General features: G+C 65.0%; 15 protein-coding genes. 6 read left to right on the top strand and 9 right to left on the bottom strand.

Going from position 1 to position 23935, the window contains the following annotated elements; translation table 11 throughout:
• Positions 1-458 precede the first annotated feature (458 nt).
• Entirely contained in the window at positions 459-2300 is a 1842-nt protein-coding gene (gene ilvD / locus IM733_RS20710; protein WP_248918283.1) for a dihydroxy-acid dehydratase, read from the top strand.
• Positions 2301-2443: 143 nt separating this feature from the next.
• Here ilvD and IM733_RS20705 read toward each other — a convergent pair whose 3' ends face one another.
• The gene (locus IM733_RS20705) at positions 2444-3499 is read right to left on the bottom strand and encodes a haloacid dehalogenase-like hydrolase (RefSeq protein WP_248921210.1); all 1056 of its coding nucleotides are present in this window, start codon (positions 3497-3499) and stop codon (positions 2444-2446) included.
• Between the two features lie 247 nt (positions 3500-3746).
• Here IM733_RS20705 and IM733_RS20700 point away from each other — a divergent pair, with 247 nt between their 5' ends.
• Positions 3747-5138: an L-cystine transporter gene (locus tag IM733_RS20700; RefSeq protein ID WP_248918282.1), complete on the top strand. Its 1392-nt coding sequence runs from the start codon at positions 3747-3749 to the stop codon at positions 5136-5138.
• 81 nt (positions 5139-5219) lie between these two features.
• Here the strand turns inward: IM733_RS20700 and IM733_RS20695 are convergent, their stop codons facing one another.
• On the bottom strand, positions 5220-5735 hold the full coding sequence (locus IM733_RS20695; protein ID WP_248918281.1) for a dihydrofolate reductase: 516 nt from the start codon (positions 5733-5735) through the stop codon (positions 5220-5222).
• A gap of 54 nt (positions 5736-5789) precedes the next feature.
• Between IM733_RS20695 and IM733_RS20690 the strand changes: the two genes are divergently transcribed.
• Both IM733_RS20690 and IM733_RS20685 read left to right on the top strand, forming a co-directional pair.
• Positions 5790-7181 carry a DUF2868 domain-containing protein gene (locus tag IM733_RS20690; RefSeq protein ID WP_248918280.1) on the top strand — a complete coding sequence of 464 codons (1392 nt, stop codon included), beginning with the start codon at positions 5790-5792 and terminating at the stop codon, positions 7179-7181.
• Complete coding sequence (locus IM733_RS20685; RefSeq protein WP_248918279.1) at positions 7174-8538, top strand: GTPase/DUF3482 domain-containing protein; 1365 nt, start codon at positions 7174-7176, stop codon at positions 8536-8538. The genes IM733_RS20690 and IM733_RS20685 overlap by 8 nt, the downstream gene beginning before the upstream one ends.
• 66 nt (positions 8539-8604) lie before the next feature.
• Here IM733_RS20685 and IM733_RS20680 read toward each other — a convergent pair whose 3' ends face one another.
• The 4 genes from IM733_RS20680 to IM733_RS20665 all read right to left on the bottom strand — a co-directional run bounded on the left by IM733_RS20680 (position 8605) and on the right by IM733_RS20665 (position 13109).
• Complete coding sequence (locus IM733_RS20680; RefSeq protein WP_432760436.1) at positions 8605-9156, bottom strand: phosphonate degradation HD-domain oxygenase; 552 nt, start codon at positions 9154-9156, stop codon at positions 8605-8607.
• A 115-nt stretch (positions 9157-9271) separates the two neighbouring features.
• The gene (locus IM733_RS20675; RefSeq protein WP_248918277.1) at positions 9272-10294 is read right to left on the bottom strand and encodes a putative 2-aminoethylphosphonate ABC transporter substrate-binding protein; all 1023 of its coding nucleotides are present in this window, start codon (positions 10292-10294) and stop codon (positions 9272-9274) included.
• Positions 10295-10324: 30 nt separating this feature from the next.
• Positions 10325-12049 carry a putative 2-aminoethylphosphonate ABC transporter permease subunit gene (locus tag IM733_RS20670; protein WP_248918276.1) on the bottom strand — a complete coding sequence of 575 codons (1725 nt, stop codon included), beginning with the start codon at positions 12047-12049 and terminating at the stop codon, positions 10325-10327.
• Between the two features lies 1 nt (position 12050).
• On the bottom strand, positions 12051-13109 hold the full coding sequence (locus tag IM733_RS20665) for a putative 2-aminoethylphosphonate ABC transporter ATP-binding protein (RefSeq protein WP_248918275.1): 1059 nt from the start codon (positions 13107-13109) through the stop codon (positions 12051-12053).
• Positions 13110-13486: 377 nt separating this feature from the next.
• On the opposite strand from IM733_RS20665, the gene IM733_RS20660 reads away from it, so the two are divergent.
• Positions 13487-15157: an FMN-binding glutamate synthase family protein gene (locus tag IM733_RS20660; RefSeq protein ID WP_248918274.1), complete on the top strand. Its 1671-nt coding sequence runs from the start codon at positions 13487-13489 to the stop codon at positions 15155-15157.
• Between the two features lie 30 nt (positions 15158-15187).
• Here the strand turns inward: IM733_RS20660 and IM733_RS20655 are convergent, their stop codons facing one another.
• A complete protein-coding gene (locus tag IM733_RS20655) occupies positions 15188-16507 on the bottom strand; it encodes an OprD family porin (RefSeq protein ID WP_248918273.1) in 1320 nt (439 codons plus the stop codon).
• A 492-nt stretch (positions 16508-16999) separates the two neighbouring features.
• On the opposite strand from IM733_RS20655, the gene IM733_RS20650 reads away from it, so the two are divergent.
• Positions 17000-19102 carry a TonB-dependent receptor gene (locus IM733_RS20650; RefSeq protein ID WP_248918272.1) on the top strand — a complete coding sequence of 701 codons (2103 nt, stop codon included), beginning with the start codon at positions 17000-17002 and terminating at the stop codon, positions 19100-19102.
• 556 nt (positions 19103-19658) lie between these two features.
• Here IM733_RS20650 and aguA read toward each other — a convergent pair.
• Together aguA and IM733_RS20635 are read right to left on the bottom strand one after the other, a co-directional pair.
• On the bottom strand, positions 19659-20765 hold the full coding sequence (gene aguA, locus IM733_RS20640; RefSeq protein ID WP_248918270.1) for an agmatine deiminase: 1107 nt from the start codon (positions 20763-20765) through the stop codon (positions 19659-19661).
• 204 nt (positions 20766-20969) lie between these two features.
• Entirely contained in the window at positions 20970-23870 is a 2901-nt protein-coding gene (locus tag IM733_RS20635) for an aminotransferase (protein WP_248918269.1), read from the bottom strand.
• Positions 23871-23935 lie beyond the last annotated feature (65 nt).

The following is a 23935-nucleotide window of genomic DNA, read 5'->3' as shown; positions in this document are numbered from 1 at the left end:
GGCCAGTGAGGTAGGAGGCGCGCAAGTCTACCGAAACCGGCTCTAACCACGCCAAGGCCTTTACCTTGCGGGCTGGCGTCAGCCAATTATCACAACGCCATTCCCTCGCGGGCGCGGCGGTGTAGAATCGAGCCATTCATCGCCAGACATCCCCGGCGGGTTTATGAGCTCTGGTCGAGCCTGCGGCGATCCCGCGCGGTCTTTCGACCCCCATCCGTGCCAGCGGCAACCGGCCCAGGCGTTCAGGACAAGAGAAGCTCACTCCCTTATTTGGGTTTGCGCGAAAAGTCGCCGAGCGGCGATCAGGCAAGGCGAAACAGGCGAGGAACGGTCGGAGTCGCGTTCGACTTTGCTGGTTGCAAATGAGCATTCCGAGCCTGTTTTCAACGCAGCATGATCGTCGCGCAGGCACTTTTCGCGCAAACCCAGTGACCTGATTAAGCCGCCAGGAGCGCTATATGCCTGATTATCGTTCCAAGACTTCCACCCAAGGCCGCAACATGGCCGGCGCCCGTGCCCTGTGGCGCGCCACCGGGATGAAGGACGAAGACTTCAAGAAACCGATCATCGCCATCGCCAACTCGTTCACCCAGTTCGTCCCGGGCCACGTGCACTTGAAGGACCTGGGCCAGCTGGTCGCCCGCGAAATCGAACGCGCCGGTGGCGTGGCGAAAGAGTTCAACACCATCGCCGTGGACGACGGTATCGCCATGGGCCACGACGGCATGCTGTACTCGCTGCCCAGCCGCGAGATCATCGCCGACGCCGTCGAGTACATGGTCAACGCCCACTGCGCCGACGCCATCGTCTGCATCTCCAACTGCGACAAGATCACCCCCGGCATGTTGATGGCCGCGCTGCGCCTGAACATCCCGGTGATCTTCGTCTCCGGCGGCCCGATGGAAGCCGGCAAGACCAAGCTGGCCAGCCACGGCCTTGACCTGGTCGACGCCATGGTCATCGCCGCCGACTCCAGCGCCTCCGATGAGAAGGTCGCCGAGTACGAGCGCAGCGCCTGCCCAACCTGCGGTTCGTGCTCAGGCATGTTCACCGCCAACTCGATGAACTGCCTGACCGAAGCCCTGGGCCTGGCGTTGCCGGGCAACGGCTCCACGCTCGCCACCCACTCCGACCGCGAACAACTGTTCCTCACTGCCGGGCGCACCATCGTCGAGCTGTGCAAGCGCTACTACGGCGAGAACGATGAGTCGGTACTGCCGCGCAGCATCGCCAACTTCAAGGCGTTCGAGAACGCCATGATGCTCGACATCGCCATGGGCGGCTCGACCAACACCATCCTGCACCTGCTGGCCGCGGCCCAGGAGGCGGAAGTGGACTTCGACCTGCGCGACATCGATCGCCTGTCGCGCAAGGTGCCGCAGCTGTGCAAGGTGGCGCCGAACATCCAGAAGTACCACATGGAAGACGTGCACCGCGCCGGCGGCATCTTCAGCATCCTCGGCTCGCTGGCCCGTGGCGGCCTGCTGCACACCGACCTCCCCACCGTGCACAGCCGCAGCATGGAAGAAGCCATCGCCAAGTGGGACATCACCCAGACCGATGACGAAGCCGTGCACACCTTCTTCAAGGCAGGTCCGGCCGGCATCCCGACGCAGACCGCGTTCAGCCAGTCGACCCGTTGGGAGACGCTGGACGACGACCGCGCCGAAGGCTGCATCCGCAGCGTCGAGCACGCCTACTCGCAAGAAGGCGGCCTGGCCGTGCTGTACGGCAACATCGCCCAGGACGGCTGCGTGGTGAAGACCGCCGGCGTGGATGACTCCATCCTGGTGTTCGAAGGCAACGCGAAGATCTTCGAAAGCCAGGACAGCGCCGTGCGCGGCATCCTCGCCGATGAAGTGAAAGCCGGTGACATCGTCATCATCCGCTACGAAGGCCCGAAAGGCGGCCCGGGCATGCAGGAGATGCTGTACCCGACCTCGTACCTGAAGTCGAAAGGCCTGGGCAAGGCTTGCGCCCTGCTCACCGACGGCCGCTTCTCCGGCGGCACCTCGGGCTTGTCGATCGGCCACGCTTCGCCGGAAGCAGCGGCAGGCGGCGCGATCGGCCTGGTGCGTGATGGCGACAAGGTGCTGATCGACATCCCCAACCGCTCGATCAACCTGCTGGTCAGCGATGACGAGCTGGCCGCGCGTCGCGTCGAGCAGGACAAAAAGGGCTGGAAGCCGGCTGAAGTGCGCCCACGCAAGGTGACCACCGCGCTGAAAGCCTATGCCCTGCTGGCCACCAGCGCCGACAAGGGCGCGGTGCGCAACAAGGCGATGCTCGACGGGCTGTGAGGCTCTGAGGGCAATAAAAAACCGGCGCCTGGTGCGCCGGTTTTTTTATTGCCTGTACCGGCCTCTTCGCCGGCAAGCCGGCGCCTACAGGGGCGGCACATTACCTGTTGGAGCCGGCTTGCCGGCGAAGGGAGCAACACCGATTACTGAATCTGCTCCGGCGTCACGATCACCCAGTTCTTGTCCGCCGTCACCGGCAACCCTTCCTTGGCCTGGGCCGCCGCATGCTTGGCGATCATGCCATTCAGCTGGTCCATATACTTGGCCTTGCGGTTTATCCACAGGTGGATGCCGCCCTTGCCCACATCGACGCTGTGGAACTGCATATAGCCATCGCTGGTCGGGGTGTCGCCACCCACCAGTACCGGCTTCTTCCACTCATCGATATAGGTCAGGATCGCCGCCTGCTTGCCGGCCATCCAGGTTGCCGGTGTCCACAGGTAAGGGGTCAGTTCCAGGCCTTCGTTGGCCTTGGGGTCGTAGTGCCCGGCGGTGATCTGCTTGCGCGCGGTGGTCAGCTGGCCATTGGCGCGGTCCTTGAGCAACAGGCTCACGCCGATCACATTCTCGGGTTTGACGTTGTAGCCGTACTTCGGATCGGCGGCGACCATGCGCACCAGTTCTTCCGAAGCGGCGGAAATCACGTACACCTCGATGCCGTTCTCCATCAGCTTGTTGTACAGCTCGGCCTGGCCGGTGAACACCTTGGGTGGCTGCACTTCGATGGGCTTGACCTGGTCGCCCTCGAAATAGGTGCTGGGGATCGGCTTGCCCGAGGCCATCAGTTCGTCGACCTGCTGCTTGAGCTCCTTGAGGGTGAACCCCGAGAACACCTGGGCCACCCAGGGGTAGCAGACCATGTCGTCGATCTCGCACAGGCGGTAGTAGTAGCTGAACAGGCTCTCCTTGTGCTCGGCGGTATCCTTGAACGGGATCAGCTTGAGCGAGGGGTCGAGCTTGTCGCGGGTCAACAGGCCCTTGTTCTCCATGAACGGCAGCAGCGCTTCCTCGAGGTCGAAGCGGTAGCTGGTGTTGTCCATGTCGAACACTGCGTAGTTACCCTTGTTGGCGTTGGCGGCAATCATCGCGTCGAGCTTCTGCGCGGCTTCGGCCGGCCAGTGCTTGAGCTCGGTGGCCGCCCAGCTGCTGGCACTCAGCAACAGGGCCAGGCCGCCGGCAAGGATTCTCGGAGCAGACATCATGTGCGGTTCTCCCAAAGACGTGGCCGCTCAACCCTATGCCTGATTTGTGACAGGCAGGCACTCGCGACCGACGTTGAGGCAACCGCAAACGCCACGTTCATTGCCAATTGCGACAAGGCGTTATTCCATAAGCGACTATGCAAATTACTTTTAGGTATAAATTCGTTTGTTTTCAGGCTGTTAGCATTTCCGTTCGTAATCGCTCACAGAGGCGATGCCTCTTCCGCCTTTTCCTGGAGCTTCAATGAACCTGCCGCTGTCACTCAACCTGCTGGCGTTCCTGGCCCTGCTGCTGGGCCTGGCGCAAACCCGTCGCACCGACTGGAGCCTGGCCAAGAAAGTGCTGTTGGGCCTGGTGCTGGGCGTGGTTTTCGGCCTGGCCCTGCACACGGTCTACGGCGCCGGCCATCCGGTACTGAAAGCCACCCTGGCCTGGCTCGACCTGGTCGGCAACGGTTATGTCGGCCTGCTGCAGATGATCGTCATGCCGCTGATCTTCGCTTCGATCCTCAGCGCCGTGGCCCGCCTGCACAACGCCTCCTCGCTGGGCCGCATCAGCGTGCTGAGCATCGGCATCCTGCTGCTGACCACCGCCATCGCTGCGCTGATCGGTATCGCCCTGACCAACCTGTTCGGCCTGAGCGCCGAGGGGCTGGTGGCCGGCGCCCAGGAAAGCGCCCGCCTGCACGCCATCAACAGCGACTACGCGGGCAAGGTCGCCGACCTCAACATCCCGCAGTTGCTGCTGTCGTTCATCCCGACCAACCCGGTGGGCGACCTGGCCCGGGCCAAGCCGACCTCGATCATCAGCGTGGTGATCTTCGCCGTGTTCCTGGGCCTGGCGGCGCTGCAACTGATCAAGGACGACAAGGACAAGGGCGAGCGCGCGCTATCGGCCATCGACGTGCTACAAGCCTGGGTGATGCGCCTGGTGCGCCTGGTGATGAAGCTCACCCCCTATGGCGTGCTGGCATTGATGACCAAGGTGGTCGCCAGTTCCAACCTCGAGGACATCCTCAAGCTGGGTAGCTTCGTGGTGGTGTCATACATCGGCCTGGGTCTGATGTTCGTGGTCCACGGGGTGATCCTGGCGCTGACCGGCGTCAGCCCGCTGCGCTTCTTCCGCAAGGTGTGGCCGGTGCTGACCTTCGCCTTCACCAGCCGCTCCAGCGCTGCCAGCATCCCGTTGAACATCGAGGCGCAGACCCTGCGCCTGGGCGTGCCGCAGTCGATCGCCAGCTTCAGCGCCTCGTTCGGCGCCACCATCGGCCAGAACGGCTGCGCCGGCCTGTACCCGGCCATGCTTGCGGTGATGGTGGCCCCGGCGGTGGGCATCGATACCTTCGACCCACTGTGGATTGCCACGCTGGTGGCCATCGTCACCCTGAGCTCGGCCGGTGTGGCCGGGGTGGGCGGCGGCGCGACCTTCGCCGCACTGATCGTGTTGCCGGCCATGGGCCTGCCGGTCGAGCTGGTGGCCTTGCTGATCTCGGTGGAGCCACTGATCGACATGGGCCGCACGGCGTTGAACGTGAACGGCTCGATGACCGCGGGCGTGGTCACCAGCCAGCTGCTCAAGCAGACCGACCAGCAGGTGCTGGGTGGGGATGAGCATGCCGAACTGAGTCATTCCTGAAGCCGTATTCGCCGGCAAGGCCGGCTCCTACAGTAGGAGCCGGCCTTGCCGGCGAAAGGGCTGCAAAGCAGCCCGGCCACCTCAGACCTTGTCCCAGACCTCGAAGTGATAGACCGGCTTGCCCTCTTCAGCCTGAGGTTCGCTCGACGCCAATTGCCACTGGCCCTTGTCGAACGCGGGGAACCACGCATCCCCCGGCGGCGACAGCTCGACCCGGGTCAGGTACATCCGGCTCACCAGCTCTTTCTCCAACGCCTGCCCATACAGCTGCGCCCCACCGATCAGCATCAGCTCACCCACACCCTGCTCCCGCGCCCACTGCTCGGCGCGCACCAGCGCCGCTTCCAGCGAAGCGAACACCTCGGCGCCGGCCAGTTCCAGGCCAGGCTGGCGGCTGACGACGATGTTCAACCGCCCTGGCAGCGGCCGCCCCAGCGAGTCCCAGGTCTTGCGCCCCATGATGATCGGCTTGCCCAGGGTGGTGGCCTTGAAGTACTTGAAGTCCCCCGGCAGGTGCCAGGGCATGGAGTTGTCGATGCCGATCACACGGTTCTCGGCGAGCGCCGCGATCAGGCTGAGGGGGAGTGATGTATTCATGCCGGCGAGGATAGCACCGGGCACGTGGGTTATGCTTCTGCCCTGACCTGTGCAATGGAAGACCTCGTGACTGCACCGACTCCCCTCGACAAACGCTGGCTCACCGAAGCGGTGCGCCTGCGCGAAGAGCACGCCGGCCCCCTGGAGGACCAGGAAGCCAACCGCCGCGCCCGCCAGCAGGGCGGCGACCTGGCGGCACGCATCGAGACCCGCGCCCTGTGCCTGGCCGACCGCGACGGCATGGCCAGCGCACTGCGGCACTGGAAACAGGGCGCGCGCCTGGCCCTGCTGGCGTTGATGCTGCTGGCCGTGTTGAGCGGCGCTGGGCTGGGCCTGGCGGCCCTGGGCGATGGCCAGCGCCCGGTGAACGTGTTCTGGGCCTTGGGCAGCCTGCTCGGGCTCAACCTTTTGCTGCTGCTCGGCTGGGCCCTGGGATTCTTCTTCGGTGGCGAACACGGTGCCGCCTTGGGGCGGTTGTGGCTGTGGCTCAGTGAACGCTTGGCCCGCGACGCCAAGGCCGCGCAACTGGCCCCGGCACTGTTGGTGCTGTTGCAGCGCCAACGCCTGAACCGCTGGCTGCTCGGCCTGCTGGTGCATGGCTTGTGGCTGCTGGCGATGGTCGCGGCGTTGGGGATGTTGCTGGCCTTGCTGGCGACCCGGCGCTACGGCTTCGTCTGGGAAACCACGCTGCTCGCCGCCGAGCCCTTCATCACCCTCACCCAGGCCTTGGGTGCCCTGCCTTCGCTGTTCGGCTTCGCCGTGCCGGATGAAGCGATGATTCGCGCCAGCGGCGCCCCCCTGCCGAGCCTGGACCTGGCTCGCCAAGCCTGGGCCAGCTGGCTGCTTGGCGTGGTGCTGGTCTACGGCCTGCTGCCACGCCTGACTTTGGCTGCGCTATGCCTGTGGCGCTGGCGCCAGGGCCGCGGGCGCCTGTCACTGGACCTCAACCTGCCCGGTTACGCCCAACTGCGCGACGCCCTGATGCCCCGCAGCGAGCGCATCGGCGTGCAGGATGCCGCACCCGATGCGTTGCCGCGCTTCGAGGCCGGCCAGCTGGAAAGCGGCAGCAGCGGCGCCTTGCTGGTTGGCCTGGAGCTGGACGATCAGCGCCCCTGGCCACCGACACTACCCAAGGCGGTGACCGATGCCGGCGTGCTCGACAGCCGCGAATCACGCAACAAGCTGCTCGAACAGCTCAGCCGCTTCCCCCCCGCCCGCCTGGCCATCGCCTGCGACCCACGCCGCTCGCCGGACCGTGGCAGCCTGGCGCTGCTCGCCGAACTGGCGCGCAATGCCGGCGCCACGCGCATCTGGCTGCTCCAGGCGCAACCCGGCCAGGCGCTGGACGCCGCACGGCTGGGCGACTGGCACGAAGCCCTCGACCGCCTCGGCCTGCCCCATGCCGACACCTCACCGCTGACCTGGCTGGAGCATGGCCATGACTGAGCCGCTGAAACTGGCCGTGGTCGGCCACACCAATGTCGGCAAGACCTCGCTGCTGCGCACCCTGACCCGCGATGTGGGCTTCGGCGAAGTCTCCCACCGCCCCAGCACCACCCGCCATGTCGAGGGTGCTCGGCTTTCGGTCGATGGCGAGCCGTTGCTGGAGCTGTACGACACCCCTGGCCTGGAAGACGCCATCGCCCTGCTCGACTACCTGGAGCGTCTGGAGCGCCCCGGTGAACGCCTGGACGGCCCGGCCCGCCTGGAGCGCTTCCTCCAGGGTAGCGAGGCGCGCCAACGCTTCGAACAGGAAGCCAAGGTGCTGCGCCAGTTGCTGGCAAGCAATGCCGGGTTATATGTGATCGACGCCCGCGAACCGGTGCTGGCCAAGTACCGCGACGAACTGGAAGTGCTGGCCGGCTGCGGCAAGCCCCTGTTGCCGGTGCTCAACTTCGTCGCCAGCAGCCAGCACCGCGAGCCGGAGTGGCGCGAGGCCCTGGCGCGCCTGGGCCTGCACGCGCTGGTGCGCTTCGACAGCGTGGCCCCACCCGAAGACGGTGAGCGCCGCCTGTACGAAAGCCTCGCCCTGCTGCTGGAAGATGCCCGCCCGGCCCTGCAACGGCTGATCGACGACCAGCAGGCCCAGCGCCTGGCCCGCCAGCACAGCGGCAAGCGCCTGGTCGCCGAGCTGTTGCTGGACTGCGCCGCCTGCCGGCGCAGCGTCGAAGCCGAGCCTGCCGCCGAGGCGCGCGCCATCGAGGCCCTGCGCCAAGATGTACGCCAACGCGAGCAGCGCTGCGTCGAGGCGCTGCTCAAGCTCTATGCCTTCCGCCGGGAGGACGCCCAGGCCGGTGACCTGCCGCTGCTGGATGGGCGCTGGGGCGATGACCTGTTCAACCCGGAAACGTTGAAGCTGCTGGGGGTGCGCCTGGGCAGTGGTGTAGCGGCCGGGGCGGCGGCTGGCGCCGGGGTGGACCTGCTGGTTGGCGGCCTGACGCTGGGTGCCGCGGCCTTGGCCGGCGCTATCGCCGGGGGTGCGCTGCAAACCGCGCGCAACTATGGCTCGCGCTTGATGGGCAAGCTCAAGGGGCAGCGTGAGTTGACGGTGGACGACACGGTGCTGCGCCTGCTGGCACTGCGTCAGCAGCAGTTGATGACGGCACTGGAAAATCGAGGGCATGCGGCGCAAGACAGCATTCGCCTGGCAGCGCCGGATGAGAAAGCTTGGCGGGAAGGCAAGCTGCCGGAGGCGCTGGGCAAGGCACGGGCGCATCCGCAGTGGTCGACGCTCAATCCCGGAGCGCGAGTGAACCAAACCGAACGACAGGAACAACTGGAGACGCTGGTAGCTGAGCTGTAGGAGCCAGCTTTGCTGGCGAATCCTGCGGGCAACTCCGAATACGCTGTTCGCCAGCAAGGCTGGCTCCTACAGGAGTGCGCGGGCCTTGATCTTGAGCATGTTCAGGTCCATCACCGGCACCCCTGTTTCCTTGGCCATCTCGTCCCACTCACGCATGCGCAGGCTGACGGTAAATAACGGATCCCCTTCAAACGCATCGGCCTCGGCGTCGCTCATCACCCCGCCCTGGTACGCCAACGTACGCCGGCTCGCTTCGCTCAACCGCTCGAAGTACCCCGGCTGACGCAAGGTCAGGTAGCGCTTGGCTTCGACGTGGTACTGCACCAGCCGCGCCACGCGCTCGCCAAAGCCACAGCGACGCAGGTACTCGGCGCCGATGCGTTCGTGGCTGACCACGCCATAGCCGCCCATGTCCTCGCCTTCGCAGAGGTGGCCGATGTCGTGGAAGAAGGCGGCGAGGACCACTTCATCGTCGTAGCCCTCGGCCATTGCCAGTTGCGCGGCCTGGGACATGTGCTCGAGCTGGGTGATGGCCTCGCCGATGTAGTCGGCGCTGCCGTGGCGCTCGTAGAGGGCGAAGGTGGTCTGGATGATCTGCTCGGTTGTAGCCACTGGCATGCTCCTGATGTGCACGGGATGTTCGCCTGTAGGAGCGGCTTCAGCCGCGATCACCCGCGAAGCGGGTGCCAGCCGCATCGCGGCTAACGCCGCTCCTACAATTGCCTCGCCGGTCTTACTGCTGCGCAACCTTCTCCGACTTGCCGTCATAGCGCTTGCGCCACTCGCTGAGGATCGCGTCGCGGTTCTTCGAGGCCCAGGCAAAGTCGTTCTTGATCAGGCGCTGCTCGTAGTCAGCCGGCAATTCGGTCTGCGGCTTGGCGATCCCCGGCGCAGCCAGCACGGCGAAGTTCTCCTTGTACAGCTCCATGGCCGCCGGGCTGGCGGAAAAATCGGCCAGGCGCTTGGCCGCATCGGCCTTCGGCGAACCCTTGATCACGGCGGTGGCCTCGATCTCCCAGCCTAGCCCCTCCTTCGGCAGCACGATGTCCAACGGCGCGCCCTGGCGCTTTAGCTGCACGGCCGGGTATTCGAACGAGATACCGATCGGGAACTCACCGGCCGCCGCCAGCTTGCAGGGTTTGGAACCGGAATGGACGTACTGCCCGATGTTCTGGTGCAGGGCATCCATGTAGGCCCAGCCCTGGGGCTCACCAAAGGTCTGCAGCCAGGCGCTGACGTCGAGGAAGCCGGTGCCGGACGACGCCGGGTTGGGCATGACGATCTTGCCCTTGTACTCGGGCTTGGTCAGGTCCTGCCAGCTCAGCGGCTTGCTCAGGCCCTGCTTTTCGGCCTCGACGGTGTTGAAGCAGAGGGTCGCGGCCCACACGTCCATGCCCACCCAGGCTGGCGGGTTGGCGGCGTCGCGGTAGTTGGCGGAAATCTTGCCCAAGTCCTTCGGCGCATAGGCTTCCAGCATGCCGTTCTGGTCGAGGATGGCCAGGCTGGAGGCCGCCAGGCCCCATACCGCATCGGCCTGGGGACGGTCTTTCTCGGCTAGCAGCTTGGCGGTGATGATGCCGGTGGAGTCGCGCACCCACTTGATCTCGATGTCGGGGTTGGCCTGTTCGAAGGCCTGCTTGTAGCGCTTGAGCTGCTCGGCCTCAAGAGCGGTGTAGACAGTCAGCTGGGTCGCGGCCGAGGCCTGCAGGCTGAAGACGGCGGAGACGGCAGCGGCCAGTGCGAGGGGCTTGAACATGATGCGGTTCCTATCTGTGTGGGCAGTCGGTCAATGGCCGGGAGCGCGCTGGCGCCAGGCCTGGGAGCGGCGCAGCAGGCCGCGTGAAGCACCGGCCAGCAGCAACGAGGCGGCGGCGCTGGTCAGCAGGATCAGGGTGGACATGGCAGCGGCGCCGCCGACATTGCCGGCATCGTCCATGTTCAGTACGGCGACGGCGGCGAGGATGGTGTCGGGGCTGTACAGGAAGATCGCCGCCGACACGGTGGTCATCGCCGAGACGAACAGGTAGCGGATGATGTCCAGCAGCGCCGGCAGGCAGATCGGCACGGTGACCCGCATGAAATGCTTGTACAGCGGCGCCTTGAGCGACAGCGCGGCGGCCTCGAACTCGCCGTCGAGCTGGCGCAGCGCGGTGGTGGCGGTCATCTGCGCGGTGGTCAGGTAGTGGGCGATAGTGCACACCACCAGCAGCGTCATGCTGCCGTAGAACACGTGCAGCGGGTTGCCGTTGAGGTTGAAGAAGAACACGTAGCCCAAGCCCAGCACCAGGCCGGGGACTGCCATGGGAATGAAGCTGAGCAGGCGCAGCAGCTGGTTGAGCAGGCGGTGGCCCTGGGTCTTCTCCATCAGGTAGGCGCCGCTGAAGATCACCACGCTGCCGATCAGCGCGGTACCGACGGCCATGCTCACGCTGTTGCGGTAGGCCAGCCAGCCGCCACCGGCGGTGTCGTCGAACAGGTAGTGCTTCAACGACAGCGACAAGTTGTACGGCCAGAAGGTAACCAGCGACGAGTACACCGCCATGCCAATCACCCCCAGCAGGGCCGCGCACACCAGCAGGACGATCATCAGGTAGCATCCGTCGCGCAGACGCGAAGGCTTGGGTTCGAACACCTGGGCGCGGCCGCTCATGGCCTCGCCCTGGCGGCGGCGCAGCCAGGCGTCGACGGCGAAGCTCAGCAGCGCCGGCACCAGCAGCACCATGCCGATCAGCGCGCCACGGCCAAACTGCTGCTGGCCGACCACCGCCTTGTAGGCTTCCAGCGCCAGTACCTGGTAATCGCCACCCACCACCACGGGCACGCCGAAGTCGGTGATGGTCAGGGTGAACACCAGGCAGAACGCAGCGAATACTGCCTGGCGCGTGGCCGGCCAGGTGATGCTGCAGAAAGCCCGGGCGGGGCCGGCGCCCATGCTCGACGCCGCGTCGAACAGCCGTGCGTCGGCCAGCGACAACGCCGAGAGCAGGATCATCAATGCATGGGGAAAGGTGTAGATGACCTCGCCGAGCACGATGCCCCAGAAGCCGTAGATATTGTCGCTGAGCAGCCCGCGCAGCAGGCCCTGGTTGCCGAACAGGTACACCAGCGCGATGGCCGGCAACATCGACGGCGCCAGCAGCGGCAGCAGCGAGATCCCCCGCCACAGGCCCTTGGCCGGGATCAGCGTGCGCTGCAAGGCGTAGGCGAACAGGTAGGCCAGCGGCACCACGATGGCGGCGACGGTGAACGCCACCGACAGGCTGTTGCCCAGCAACCAGTGGAAGTTGGCGCTGGCGAACAGCTCACGGGCAGCCTCCAGGCCACCGCCCTGCCCGGCATCGCCGCTCAGGCCACGCCAGAAGATCGCCAGCAACGGCATCAGTACTGCCAGCATCAACAGGATCAGCAGCAGGCTCTTGCCACCGACGACGAACACACGGTCACCCAGGGCGACACCCCGTTGCGGCGCGGCCTTGGTGTGGGCCAGCGGCAGGGTCATGGGCGCGGCCATCTCAGGCGAACACCTGAAGGCTCTGCGGCGGCAGGGCCACCCAGATGTCCTGTGAGCCCAGGCGCGGCATGGCTTCCGGCGCCAGCTCGGCGAGCAGCGCGTGGCCCGGCAACGCCTTGAACTCGAAACTCATGCGGCAGCGGTTACCAAGGAAGGTGATTTCGCGAACCTTGGCCGGGAACAGGTTTTCTTCATGCACCATCGGGTTGACGGTGATCGCCTCGGGGCGGCAGAACAGCCGGCCACTGCTGGCATTGCCGGCGTTTGGCGCCAGGCGCATGTTCATGCCACCGACCTGGGCGAGGCTGTCGCCGCGGCGCTGGAACGGCAACCAGTTGCCCTGGCCGACGAACTCGGCGACGAACGGCGTGGCCGGCTGGTCGTAGATTTCCTGAGGCGTGGCGTACTGCTCGACCTGGCCGTTGTTCATCACGGCGATGCGGTCGGCCATCAGCATGGCCTCGTCCTGGTTGTGGGTGACCATCAGCGTGGTGATGCCCAGCTGGCGTTGCAACTGGCGCAGCTCGGTGCACAGGTGCTCGCGGACCCGCGCATCGAGCGCCGACATCGGTTCATCCAGCAACAGCAGCGAAGGCGACGGCGCCAGGGCGCGGGCCAGGGCCACACGCTGTTGCTGGCCGCCGGAGAGTTGGCCGGGGTATTTCTTCTCGCTGCCCGAAAGGCCTACCAGTTCGAGCATCTCGCCGACCCGCTGGCGCGACGCCTCGCGGCTGGCGCCGGTCAGGCCGTAGGCAATGTTGGCTTCGACGGTGAGGTTGGGGAATAGCGCGTAGGACTGGAACAGGATGCCGTAGTCACGGGCCTGGGGTGGCAGTTCGGAGATGTCGCGCTCGCCGATGTACAGGGTGCCGTGGTCCTGGCGCTCGAGGCCGGCGATGCAGCGCAGCAGGGTGGTCTTGCCGCAGCCCGACGGGCCGAGCAGGCACACCAACTCGCCGGCGGCGATGTCCAGGGACACGTCGTTGAGCGCGGTGAAGGCACCGAAGCGCTTGTGGATGCCGCGCACTTTCATCTGCGCGCCCGGGGTGGCGTTGTTCATGGCAGGTCCTCATCGAAGCGATGGGACCATGCTAGGAAGGGTATGCGAAGGTTCTGTGGCGCTGAGGCAAAAGCGGGTGATAGTGGTATAGGCAGATTTTGTAGTGGCGCTCATGCCATTGAGCGCCGCCGTGCGGCGCATCGCGGATGAATCCGCTCCTACAGGCAGCCGAAAAATCGCGTCGTGCAAACCCGGCGGACAACCGTGGCCTATCCGGTGCAACGAACGTAGGAGCAGATTCATCCGCGATGGACGCTCGGTCTCACAGGCGCTGCGCCTCTCCCGCCTAACCCGTAATAGTCTTTTACCGATTCCCCAGGTTTTCCAGGCCATGGCTTTACCTATCCTACGCAGGTCATTTCGCCTGCGATGGACCCATGAAAGACTCGCTCCCCAGCCGCTACGCCTGCCTGGCCGCATGCCTCATCTTCACCGCCGCCAGCGCGCCCTTCCTGCCCGTGCACACCTGGCTCTGGCCATTCACCCTGGTCAGCGCCCTGCTCAGCCTGGTCGGCCTCAACGACCTGCGCCAAAGCCACCACGCGGTGCGGCGCAACTACCCGATCCTGGGCAATATCCGCTACCTGATCGAGACCATCCGCCCGGAAATCCGCCAGTACCTGATCGAAGGCGACGACGACAAGCTGCCGTTCTCTCGCGCCCAGCGCTCGCTGGTGTATGCCCGGGCCAAGAACGAAAGCGCCGAGAAGGCCTTCGGCACGCTCAACGATGCCTACAAGCCGGGTTTCGAATTCATCAGCCATTCGATGCTGCCGGTACCGATGGCCAACCCGGCCTCGTTCCGCATCCGTATCGGCGGGCCGCAGTGCACCCAGCCGTATTCGGCTTCGATCTTCAACATCTCGGCGATGAGCTTCGGCGCCCTCAGCGCCAACGCTATCGCCGCGCTGAACAAAGGTGCGCGCCTGGGCCGTTTCGCCCATGACACCGGCGAGGGCAGCATCAGCCCCTATCACCGCGAGCACGGCGGGGACCTGATCTGGGAAATCGGCAGCGGCTACTTCGGCTGCCGCACCGAGCATGGCCACTTCGACCCCGAACGCTTCGCCGTGCAGGCCCGCGACGGCCAGGTGAAGATGATCGAGATCAAGCTCAGCCAGGGCGCCAAGCCTGGCCATGGCGGCATCCTGCCAGGGCACAAGGTCAGTGCAGAAATCGCCGCCACGCGGGGCGTGCGTGAAGGCGAGGACTGCATCTCACCAGCCGCCCACAGCGCCTTCCGTACCCCCGTGGAACTGCTGCGCTTCGTCGCCCGGCTGCGCGAGCTGTCCGGCGGCAAGCCGGTGGGCTTCAAGTTCTGCCTGGGCCACCCGTGGGAATTCATGGGCATCGCCAAGGCCATGCTGGCCACCGGCATCACCCCGGACTTCATCGTCGTCGACGGCAAGGAAGGCGGCACCGGCGCAGCGCCCCGGGAGTTCTCCGACAACATGGGCGTGCCGCTGCGCGACGGGCTGATGTTCGTGCACAACACCCTGGTGGGTTTGAACCTGCGCGAACGCATCCGTATCGGCGCGGCAGGCAAGTTGGTCAGTGCCTTCGACATCGCCAGCGTGCTGGCCATCGGTGCCGACTGGGTCAACTCGGCACGCGGCTTCATGTTCGCCATCGGCTGCATCCAGTCGCAAAGCTGCCACACCAACAAGTGCCCGACCGGCGTGGCCACCCAAGACCCGCTACGCCAGCGGGCGCTAGTGGTGCCGGAGAAGGCCGAGCGGGTGGCCAGTTTCCACCGCAACACCCTGCACGCCCTGGCCGAGATGCTCGCCGCCGCCGGCCTTGCCCACCCGTCCGAACTCAAGCCCAAGCACCTGGCGCGGCGCATCAGCGCCAGCGAGATCAGCCTGTTCTCGCAGTTGCACACTTTCCTCAAACCGGGGGAACTGCTCAGCGGCGCGATCGACAGTGAGTTCTACGCACGGATGTGGCGAATGGCGCGCAGTGACAGCTTTGCGCCGGAGACGGGCGAGATCGAAGTGGCGCCGGCAGTGATTGCCAAGCCCCGGAAAGCAACAACCCCGGCATAGGCCGGGGCTGTTGGCGACGCGGGACCGGGATCAGAAGATGCTGATCGGGTACTCGACGAATACACGGACTTCGTTGCCATCGTCGGTGTAGTTGCCGTTCTGCTGGACAGCATTGTTGGTACGCAGGAACGAACCACGCAGCTTGACCGACAGGTCTTTGGCCGGACCTTCCTGAACAACGTAGCGGATCTGGCTGAAGATCTCGCGCTCTTTACCTTCACCGTAGCCTTCCGGCTTGCCAAGGGTACGGGTGTTGATGTTGTCACCCACGACGTAGGCCAGCTTGTAGGTCAGGCCCGGCACGCCGAAGGCACCGAAGTCCAGGCCATAGCCCAGCTGCCAGGAACGCTCGTCTTCGGCGTTGAAGTCGGACCAGTAGGAGTTGGCCAGGTAGATGGTCGAGCCACCGTCACTGAAACCACCATCATTCTGGTAGCCACCGTAGTTGTAACCGGTGTCACCCGTGCTGCGCTGGTACGCCAGGGTGAACGAGTGCGGACCGTAGGCGTAGGTGGCTGCCAGGCTCCAGATGGTGTTGGAATCACCGGTCAGACGGCCTTCGGCGAACTTCTTGTCGATGTCCGACTTGTAGCCGTTGAAGTCCAGGGTCAGAGACTGGTCGGCCGCGATCGGGTGGACGTAGTTCAGGCCCAGGTAATGCTTCTTCATCACGTCTTCGTTGTCTGCGGTGTACAGCGACGCGGTGAAGTTGTCGGTGAACTTATAGCTGCCACCGAAGACATTGATCGACTTCAGGCCGCCACTGTCATGGCCCTGGGCGCTCTTGCGCACTTCGCTGGTGAAGCGACCGGCATTCAGTTCCAGGCCCTTGATCTCCTTGGAAGTGATCAGGGTGCCGCTGAAGCTTTCCGGCAGCAGGCGCGAGTCGTCGTACTGGAGTACCGGCAAGGCTGGCATCTGGTCACCGTACTTGAGCACAGTGTTGGAGATGCGGAACTTGATCGCGCCACCGGCGCGGGCCAGGTCGTTCGCAGCGTCGCTACGCTCACGCTCGTTGAGGGTGTTCTCACGCTTGAAGAAGTCGATGCCACCACCGCCGTTGCGGCCTTTGCCGCCGTCCAGGCGCAAGGCGTACAGGCCGAAGGCGTCGACACCTACACCGACGGTGCCCTGGGTGAAGCCGGAGGAGAAGTTGGCGATGACGCCTTGGCCCCATTGGGACTGGTCGTTGACGTCGTGCTTCTTGTCACGGTTGATGAAGGCGTTGCGCAGAAGGACGTTGGCGTGGCTGTCCTCGATGAAGCCCTTGCTGTCGGCCTGGTCGTTGGCCTGTGCCTGGGTCGCGGCGATCATCGCCAGAGCGACCAGGCTGATCCTGGTTTTCAACATCTTATTTTCCTTATTTCGTATTCAAAAACGCGCTGCATTAGAACGCCCAGAACCAACGCCCCTTCGTAGGTTCGACGCTATGCGGATCCCGGCCGAAAGGCCTGCAGAGAGTCTGCAACGGCCCTTACAGCCCCATGGCCATGTCATGGCCAGCAGGCGTAGAGGCCGAATCCTAGCCTTGCCTGTTCATACATGTCAAAAAAACGTGAAATGCAGGTTGATATAACCAAAAACAAGGTCAGCGGCGGTGCATTTCCATGCATATCTGCCGTGTGTCAGCGCAAATTTGTCTCTTTTATGCAAACGCGGTGACAACCGCACAATTGTCATTTATCACCCATACGCGCATATGCAATACCAATATACACCCAAAGGGATAGTAACAATTTGATACATATGTAAAGACAAGCCTTTACAAATAGGCATGCAACAGCAAATAGCAAGCATTACCATTCGCGCCCAGTTTCTCACCTACCCCTACGGACGCCCGCGATGCTTGCTCCCTGCCGCCTTTCGCCCCTGACCCTGGGCCTGTCGCTGTTGTTCAGCGCAGGGCTGGTCAATGCCGCCACCACCACCCTGCCGGAAACCTCGATCACCGCCGACAACGAGCGCGAAGAGGACAACCCGCGGGTCCGGGACGTGACCACCGCGACCCGGACCTCGACACCGGCGCGCTACGTTCCTCAAGCCATCGATTCGGTGAAGGCCAGCAACGTGCTGGACTACGGCAGCAGCAACCTGGGCAAGGCGCTGGAGGGCATCCCCAACGTCAGCGCCGGCGGCGACACCCGCTTCGACAGCCTGCGCATCCGCGGCTTCGACGCCAGTAACGACTTCTACCTGGACGGCATCCGCGACGACAGCCAGTACACCCGCGACCTGCACAACATCGAGCGGGTCGAAGTGCTCAAGGGCCCGGCGGCGGTGCTGTACGGCCGTGGCAGCCAGGGCGGCATCGTCAACCGGGTGAGCAAAGCGCCGGAGCACGGCCGCCGCTCGACCCTCGAAGCCCAGGGCGGCAGCCAGGACCTGCGCAGCCTGTACGCCGACCTCAGCGCCGACCCGAGCGAGAACATCAGCCTGCGCCTGAACCTGGGCAACGAGGACAGCAACAGCTTCCGCAAAGGCATCGATGGCAACCGCCAGCTGTTCGCGCCGTCGATGAGCTGGCAGCTGACCCCCGACCTCAACTGGCTGGTGCAGTACGAATACAGCCGCTACAACCGCACCCCGGACCGTGGCATCCCCGGTGCCAACGGCCGCCCGGCGGACGTCAGCCGCAGCACCACCTACGGCGACACCCAGCGCGACTACATCGACGACAAGGCCCAGTCGCTGCGCTCGCGCCTGAACTACCAGCTCAGCGACAACTGGCAGCTGCGCCACACTCTGGGCCTGTTCAAGCTCGACAGCGACTTCGACAACACCTACCAGACCGGCTACGACCCGCGCACCAACCTGGTCAGCCGCCAGCGTTGGCAGCAGGACCTGAGCACCCGCAACCTGTTCAACAACCTCGAGGCCGAGGGCGATGTCAGCACCTGGGGCCTGGAGCACAAGGTGCTGGTGGGCCTGGAATTCGGCAACCAGCGACGCGACCCGCTACTGTATACCGCCAAGGCAGTCAGCGCCGGCGGCACGGCGGTGCCGTCCCTGGACCTGAACAATCCCAACCGCGCGCTGCAGCACAACGGCCCGATGGTGGTGTCGAGCAACAACCACACCGTGGTCGACAGCCGTGGCGTCTACCTGCAGGACCAGATCCGTCTCAACGACCAGTGGCAGATCCTCGCCGGCGTGCGCTTCGACCAGTTCGAGGTGGAAACCACCAACAAGCTGCGCAATATCGCCGAGAAGCAGAAGGACAACAGCTTCAGCCCACGCCTGGGCGTGGTCTACACGCCGTGGCGCGACCATTCGTTCTATGCCTCCTGGAGCAAAACCTACTCGCCGGTCGGCGGCGGCCTGATCGGCATCACCCCCGGCGCGGCGGGCAACACCAACGAAACCGAACCGGAGCTGACCCGGCAGAAGGAGATCGGGGTCAAGAGCGAGTGGTTCGACGAACGCCTGAGCACCACCCTGGCGGTCTACGAGCTCGAACTGTACAACCGCCGCACCCGCGACCCGCTCGACCCGAACATCACCCTGATGACCGGCCTGCAGCGTTCGCGCGGCATCGAGCTGACCGCCACCGGCAACGTCGTTGGCAACTGGTATGTGCGCGGCGGCATCGGCCTGCAGGACGCGACCATCGCCAAGGACAACAATGGCCAGGAAGGCAACCGCATCAACGACGTAGCCAAGCGCAACGCCAGCCTGTTCGTGACCTGGAAACCGGAGTTGGGCTGGTACGCCGAGACCGGCCTGACCCTGGTCGGTGACCGCTACGCCGACAACCAGAACACCGTGGTGCTGCCAGGCTACGGCCGCTGGGACGCGCTGGCCGGCTACCGCACCCATGACTGGGACGTACGCGCGGCGCTGAGCAACATTACCGACAAGACCTACTACAGCTCGGCGACCAGCGCCGCACAGATCCAGGTCGGCGACCCGCGCAGCCTGGTGGTGACCGGCAGCTACAGCTTCTGACCCCGAGCCTTGCGCCCCCCTGTAGAGGCGGCTTCAGCCGCGATTACCCGCAAAGCGGGTACCAGGCACAGCGTCGTCTGCATCGCGGCTAAAGCCGCTACACAAACCACGGTCAAAACGAAAACGCCACCGCAATGCGGTGGCGTTTTTTCATTGCAACGGGATCCTTCCCGGTCAGTGCCAGACCGCCATCAGAGCGTCGAGCTCCGCATCGCTGATCAGTCCCTGAGGGTATCGCCCGTCCAGCAGACGTCGTGGGTCGGTCTTCCTGACCCGGTTGCTTCCATGGTGTTTCAACCACTGCGCCAATAGCTTGAGCGATTCGTGATTCACGGCCGATGGGGGCAAAGCCGACTCACTTGCTGCATTCATTTCCACACGCACTCCTGGGCCCGTGAGCGACTAACTTACGTAAGGTTTGTTACAGAACGGCGTAGCCCTATCTGTCTGAAACACAATGGAAAAACAATACAAGAGGTGTGCCATCTGCGCGCCCCGACCGTCGCCGCCCACAAAAAAGCCCGTCATGCGACGGGCTCTTTCATTGACCTGGCAGTCAGCGCTTGGCCGGCGCCGGCTGTTGCTGGGTCAGGCAGTGGATGTTGCCGCCCCCGAGCAGCAGCTCACGGCCTGGAATCATCACCACTTCGTGGTCCGGGAAGACCTTGGCCAGGATCGCTCTGGCCTGCGCATCGGCCGGGTCGTCGAAGCTCGGGGCGATGATGCCGCCGTTGACGATCAGGAAGTTCACGTAGGAACCGGCCAGGCGCACCGAAGGGTCGCGCTCCTGGCTGCCGACCACGTGATCGACACCGTCGCACTCTGCCTGGGTGGCGTAAAGCGGCCCCGGAATCGGCATCTTGTGCACCACGAACTCGCGCCCTTTGGCGTCACGGGTGTTTTTCAGCACCTCGTAGGCGGCGTGGCAGCGTGCGTAGTTGGGGTCATTGGAATCATCGGTCCAGGCCAGTAACACTTCACCTGGGCTGACGTAACAGCAGAAGTTGTCGACGTGGCCGTCGGTCTCGTCGTTGTACAGACCGTCCGGCAGCCAGACGATGGTATCCACCGCCAGGTGCTCGCGCAGGATGTCCTCGATCTGCTCACGGTTCAGGTGCGGGTTGCGATTGCGGTTGAGCAGGCATTCTTCGGTGGTGATCAGGGTGCCTTCGCCGTCGACGTGGATCGAACCGCCCTCGAGCACGAAGCCTTCGGTGTGGTAGCGCTGCACGCGCTCCATCTCCATGACCTTGGCGGCCAGTTCCTCGTCACGGTTCCACGGCGCGTACAGGCCGCCGTCGAAGCCGCCCCAGGCGTTGAAGCCCCAGTCCACGCCCCGCACCTCGCCATGATCGTTAATGACGAAGGTCGGGCCGGTGTCGCGCACCCAGGCATCATCGTTGCTGATCTCGACCACACGGATATTGGGCAGGTCGAGCTGGCGGCGGGCGTTCTCGTACTGAGCGGCAGACACCGCCACGGTCACCGGCTCGAAGCGGGCGATGGCCTTGGCCAAGGTCACGTGCGCCGCCTGCGCCGGCTTGCCACCCAGGCGCCAGTTGTCCGGGCGCTCTGGCCAGACCATCCATACCTGGGTCTGCGGGGCCCATTCGGCGGGCATGTGGAAGCCGTCGGCGCGTGGGGTCGAGTTGAGGGTCTTCATGGGTAACCTCTGCGAAGGCCCGGTGCCAGGGGCGCCAGGTCGGTGATCAAAAAAGGTGCAGGCTCGCCAGTATAGGCAGCATGGCAATGCGTCGATATTACAACCGATAAATATCGACTTTAAATAGAAAAATACAAATTATTTAGGCATAAAAAAGCCAGGCAAACCGATAACAATCGACTTGCCCGGCTCGCAAGCAGCGCCTCAGAGCCCTTCGGCGAGGATTCGCTCCACACTGTCGACAAAGTAGTCCACGCTCGCCCGCGTGGTGCACATCGGCGGCTTGATCTTGAGAATGTTCAGGTAGTCGCCGGTCGGCTGCATGAAGATCCCCAGCTCGCGCAGGCGGTCGCACAGGATCATGGTCTCTTCGGTGGCCGGTTCCAGGGTCTGGCGATCGCGCACCAGCTCCAGCCCCAGGTAGAAGCCCGAGCCATGGGCGGCGCCGGCAAGCGGATACTTGTCGACCAAGGCCTCCAGGCGCGCCTTGAAATGGCGCCCCACGTCACGGGCGTTGTCCCACAGCCCTTCGTCACGCATCACATCCAGCACCGCCATGCCGATACGGCAACTGACCGGGCTGCCCCCCGCAGACGAGAAAAAGTAGCCCTCGGCCTCCAGCGCCTCGGCGATCTCCCGACGGGTAATCACCGCCCCCAGCGGCTGGCCGTTGCCCATGCCCTTGGCCATGGTGATGATGTCCGGCACCACGCCCTGCTCCTCGAAGCCCCAGAAGTACTCGCCCAGGCGCCCATAGCCAACCTGAACCTCGTCGGCGATGCACACCCCGCCGCGCTGACGCACCTTGGCGTAGGCCTCGCGCAGGTAGCCCGCCGGCAGCGAAATGCCCCCGGCGTTGCCATACACTGGCTCGCAGATCATGCCCGCCAGCTGGCGACCACGGGCATCCAGGTCGGCCAGCTTCGCATCGACATCGCGCAGGTAGTCGGCGGCGCTGTCGGCCCCGCGGAAGCGACCACGGAAGGTATTCGGCGCTTCCACCGGGTGTACCCAGTCCGGCCGGGTTTCCAGGGCCTGGGGGTTGTCGGCGATAGAGGTGGAGATGGCGTCGGTGGCCACCGACCAGCCGTGATAGGCCTCCAGCACACTGAGCAGGTCGCGCCCGCCGCTGTAGGCCCAGGCCAGGCGGATCGCCAGGTCGTTGGCCTCGGTGCCGCTGTTGACCAGGAACACCCGGTCGAAGCCTTCCGGCGCTACTTCCAGCAAGCGCTCGGAAAACTCGGCGATGGCGGCGTAGTGGAAGCGCGAGTTGGTATTGACCAGCGACCACTGGCGCGCCGACTCGGCGACCATGCGCGGATGACCATGGCCCAGCACGGCGACGTTGTTGAGCATGTCCAGGTACGAGCGGCCCTGCATGTCGATCAGGTAGTTGCGCCAGCCACGCTCGATATGCGGCGGCTGGGCGTAGTAGTGCTTCTGCGAACGAGCGAAGCTGGCGTCACGCCGGGCCAGCAGCGCCAGCGGGTCGGCCAGTGGCTCGGCGTCGCAGTCGAAGCCCAGCAGCGCGCGTGGCGAGGGGCACAGGGCCAGCCAGGCCTCGGCGTGGGAGGGTTTGGCAAAGAACGGCGGCTGCGCCTCCCCCTCCAGGCACAACTGCACACTGAGGAAACCGCAGGTGGCACCTAGCACCTGGCCCTTCTCCAGCACCTGGCCATCCGCCGGCGCCTCCTCCAGGCCGTTGAGCCACAGTTGCCACTGCGCGGTTCGCAAGCAGCCGCGGTTATCGCCGCCGCGCTGCCAGACGCCCGCCTCGGGGGCCTGCAGCACGGTGCCGGGGAACAGGTTGAGTTCCACCCCCAATGCACAAGTGGCAGGCTCATCGGGTCGATCAATATGGGTCTGCGAGAGTCGGTACTGACCGTGCAGGCTGCTGGAAGGCGCCGGCTGCGCGACCAGCAGGCGCTGGTCGAACCCCGGCTGCTCCCAGTTGCCGAACTCGCAGTGCGGGCTGAGGACCCCGAGATCGACACGGCCGATCACCTGCCCCACCAATGCGGGCAACAGCGCCAGGCTGCCACTGAAATCAGGTGCCTCGGGCACCCTGCCCGCTGCTTGCAGGATCGCAGCCTCCATCAGCGCCACCGGTACAGAGCAAGCGGTATCGAAGATTTCCCACTCATGGCCGATGTTGTCGAGCACGTACTGGTTGCCGGGGTCGACGGCTAGTTGCTGCTCGCTGCTGAGCACCAGCACCGCTGCGCGATTGAGCACCAGGGGCCACAGTGCACGCAGCTCGGCCTCCTCAAGCGGGTTCAGCGCCTGGTAGGCGGAAATCGCCGGAAGGATCCGCAACGGGTCGCCTTCGGCGTGGTGCAGCAGGGCCGCGCAGGTGACCGACAGGTCGGCGATGCGCCAGGTGCGGCAGAGGTCGCCGAAATCGATGACCCCCTGCAATTGCCATTGCCGCGCGTCGTCGCGACGCCAGACCGTGTTGTCATCGGTGATGTCCAGGTGCACGGCCTGAACAGGCAACAGGTCGACCAGCGGCTGTAGGCGCTCGGCAGCCTGACGGGTGACCCGCTCGACTTGCTGGCGCCGCGCACCTGCTTCAAGGGTCGGCAACAGGTGTTCGATCAGGGCCTGGGCATGCTGAGGGTCCCACTGCAAGGTGCGCTCCAGGCCCGGATGGTCGAAACCGGCCAGGGCCTGGTCAACCTGGGCACAGAGCCTGCCCAGTTCGGCCACCAGCCGTGCCGGCAGGTGCGTGAGGCGAGTCAACGGTTCACCTTCGATGTAGTCGAGCATCCGGGCGCGCAAGGGTTGGCCCTCGATCTCCAGCGCCAGCAGCGTTTCGCCGGAAACCGCCGGACGCACAGCCGGCACGGCGATGCCCTGTCGATGCAGGAAAGCCAGCGCCGCGTGCTGCGCCTGCAACTCCGACTCGGCATAGCTACCATGGCAGGCCTTGAACACGAAGCGGCCCTGATCACTGTCCAGCCAGAAGTTCACGTCCTGCTGGCTACCGAGGGGCACCAACGCGCCATGCAGGCCGTAATAGGCCTGCACAGCCTGCTGGGCCTGCGCTTCGGAAACCACGGGACGGGACTGGCTGGAGCGGTGGAGCAGGGTGTGCAACGGCATGGTGTGAACCTCGGCCTCTTTTTTGCTTATATCGCCATTACCGCTGCCCGGAAGCAAGAGGGACG

This window comes from Pseudomonas entomophila, assembly GCF_023277925.1.
Classification (GTDB): Bacteria; Pseudomonadota; Gammaproteobacteria; order Pseudomonadales; family Pseudomonadaceae; genus Aquipseudomonas; species Aquipseudomonas entomophila_D.
This window is presented reverse-complemented; position numbering and strand designations above follow the sequence as displayed.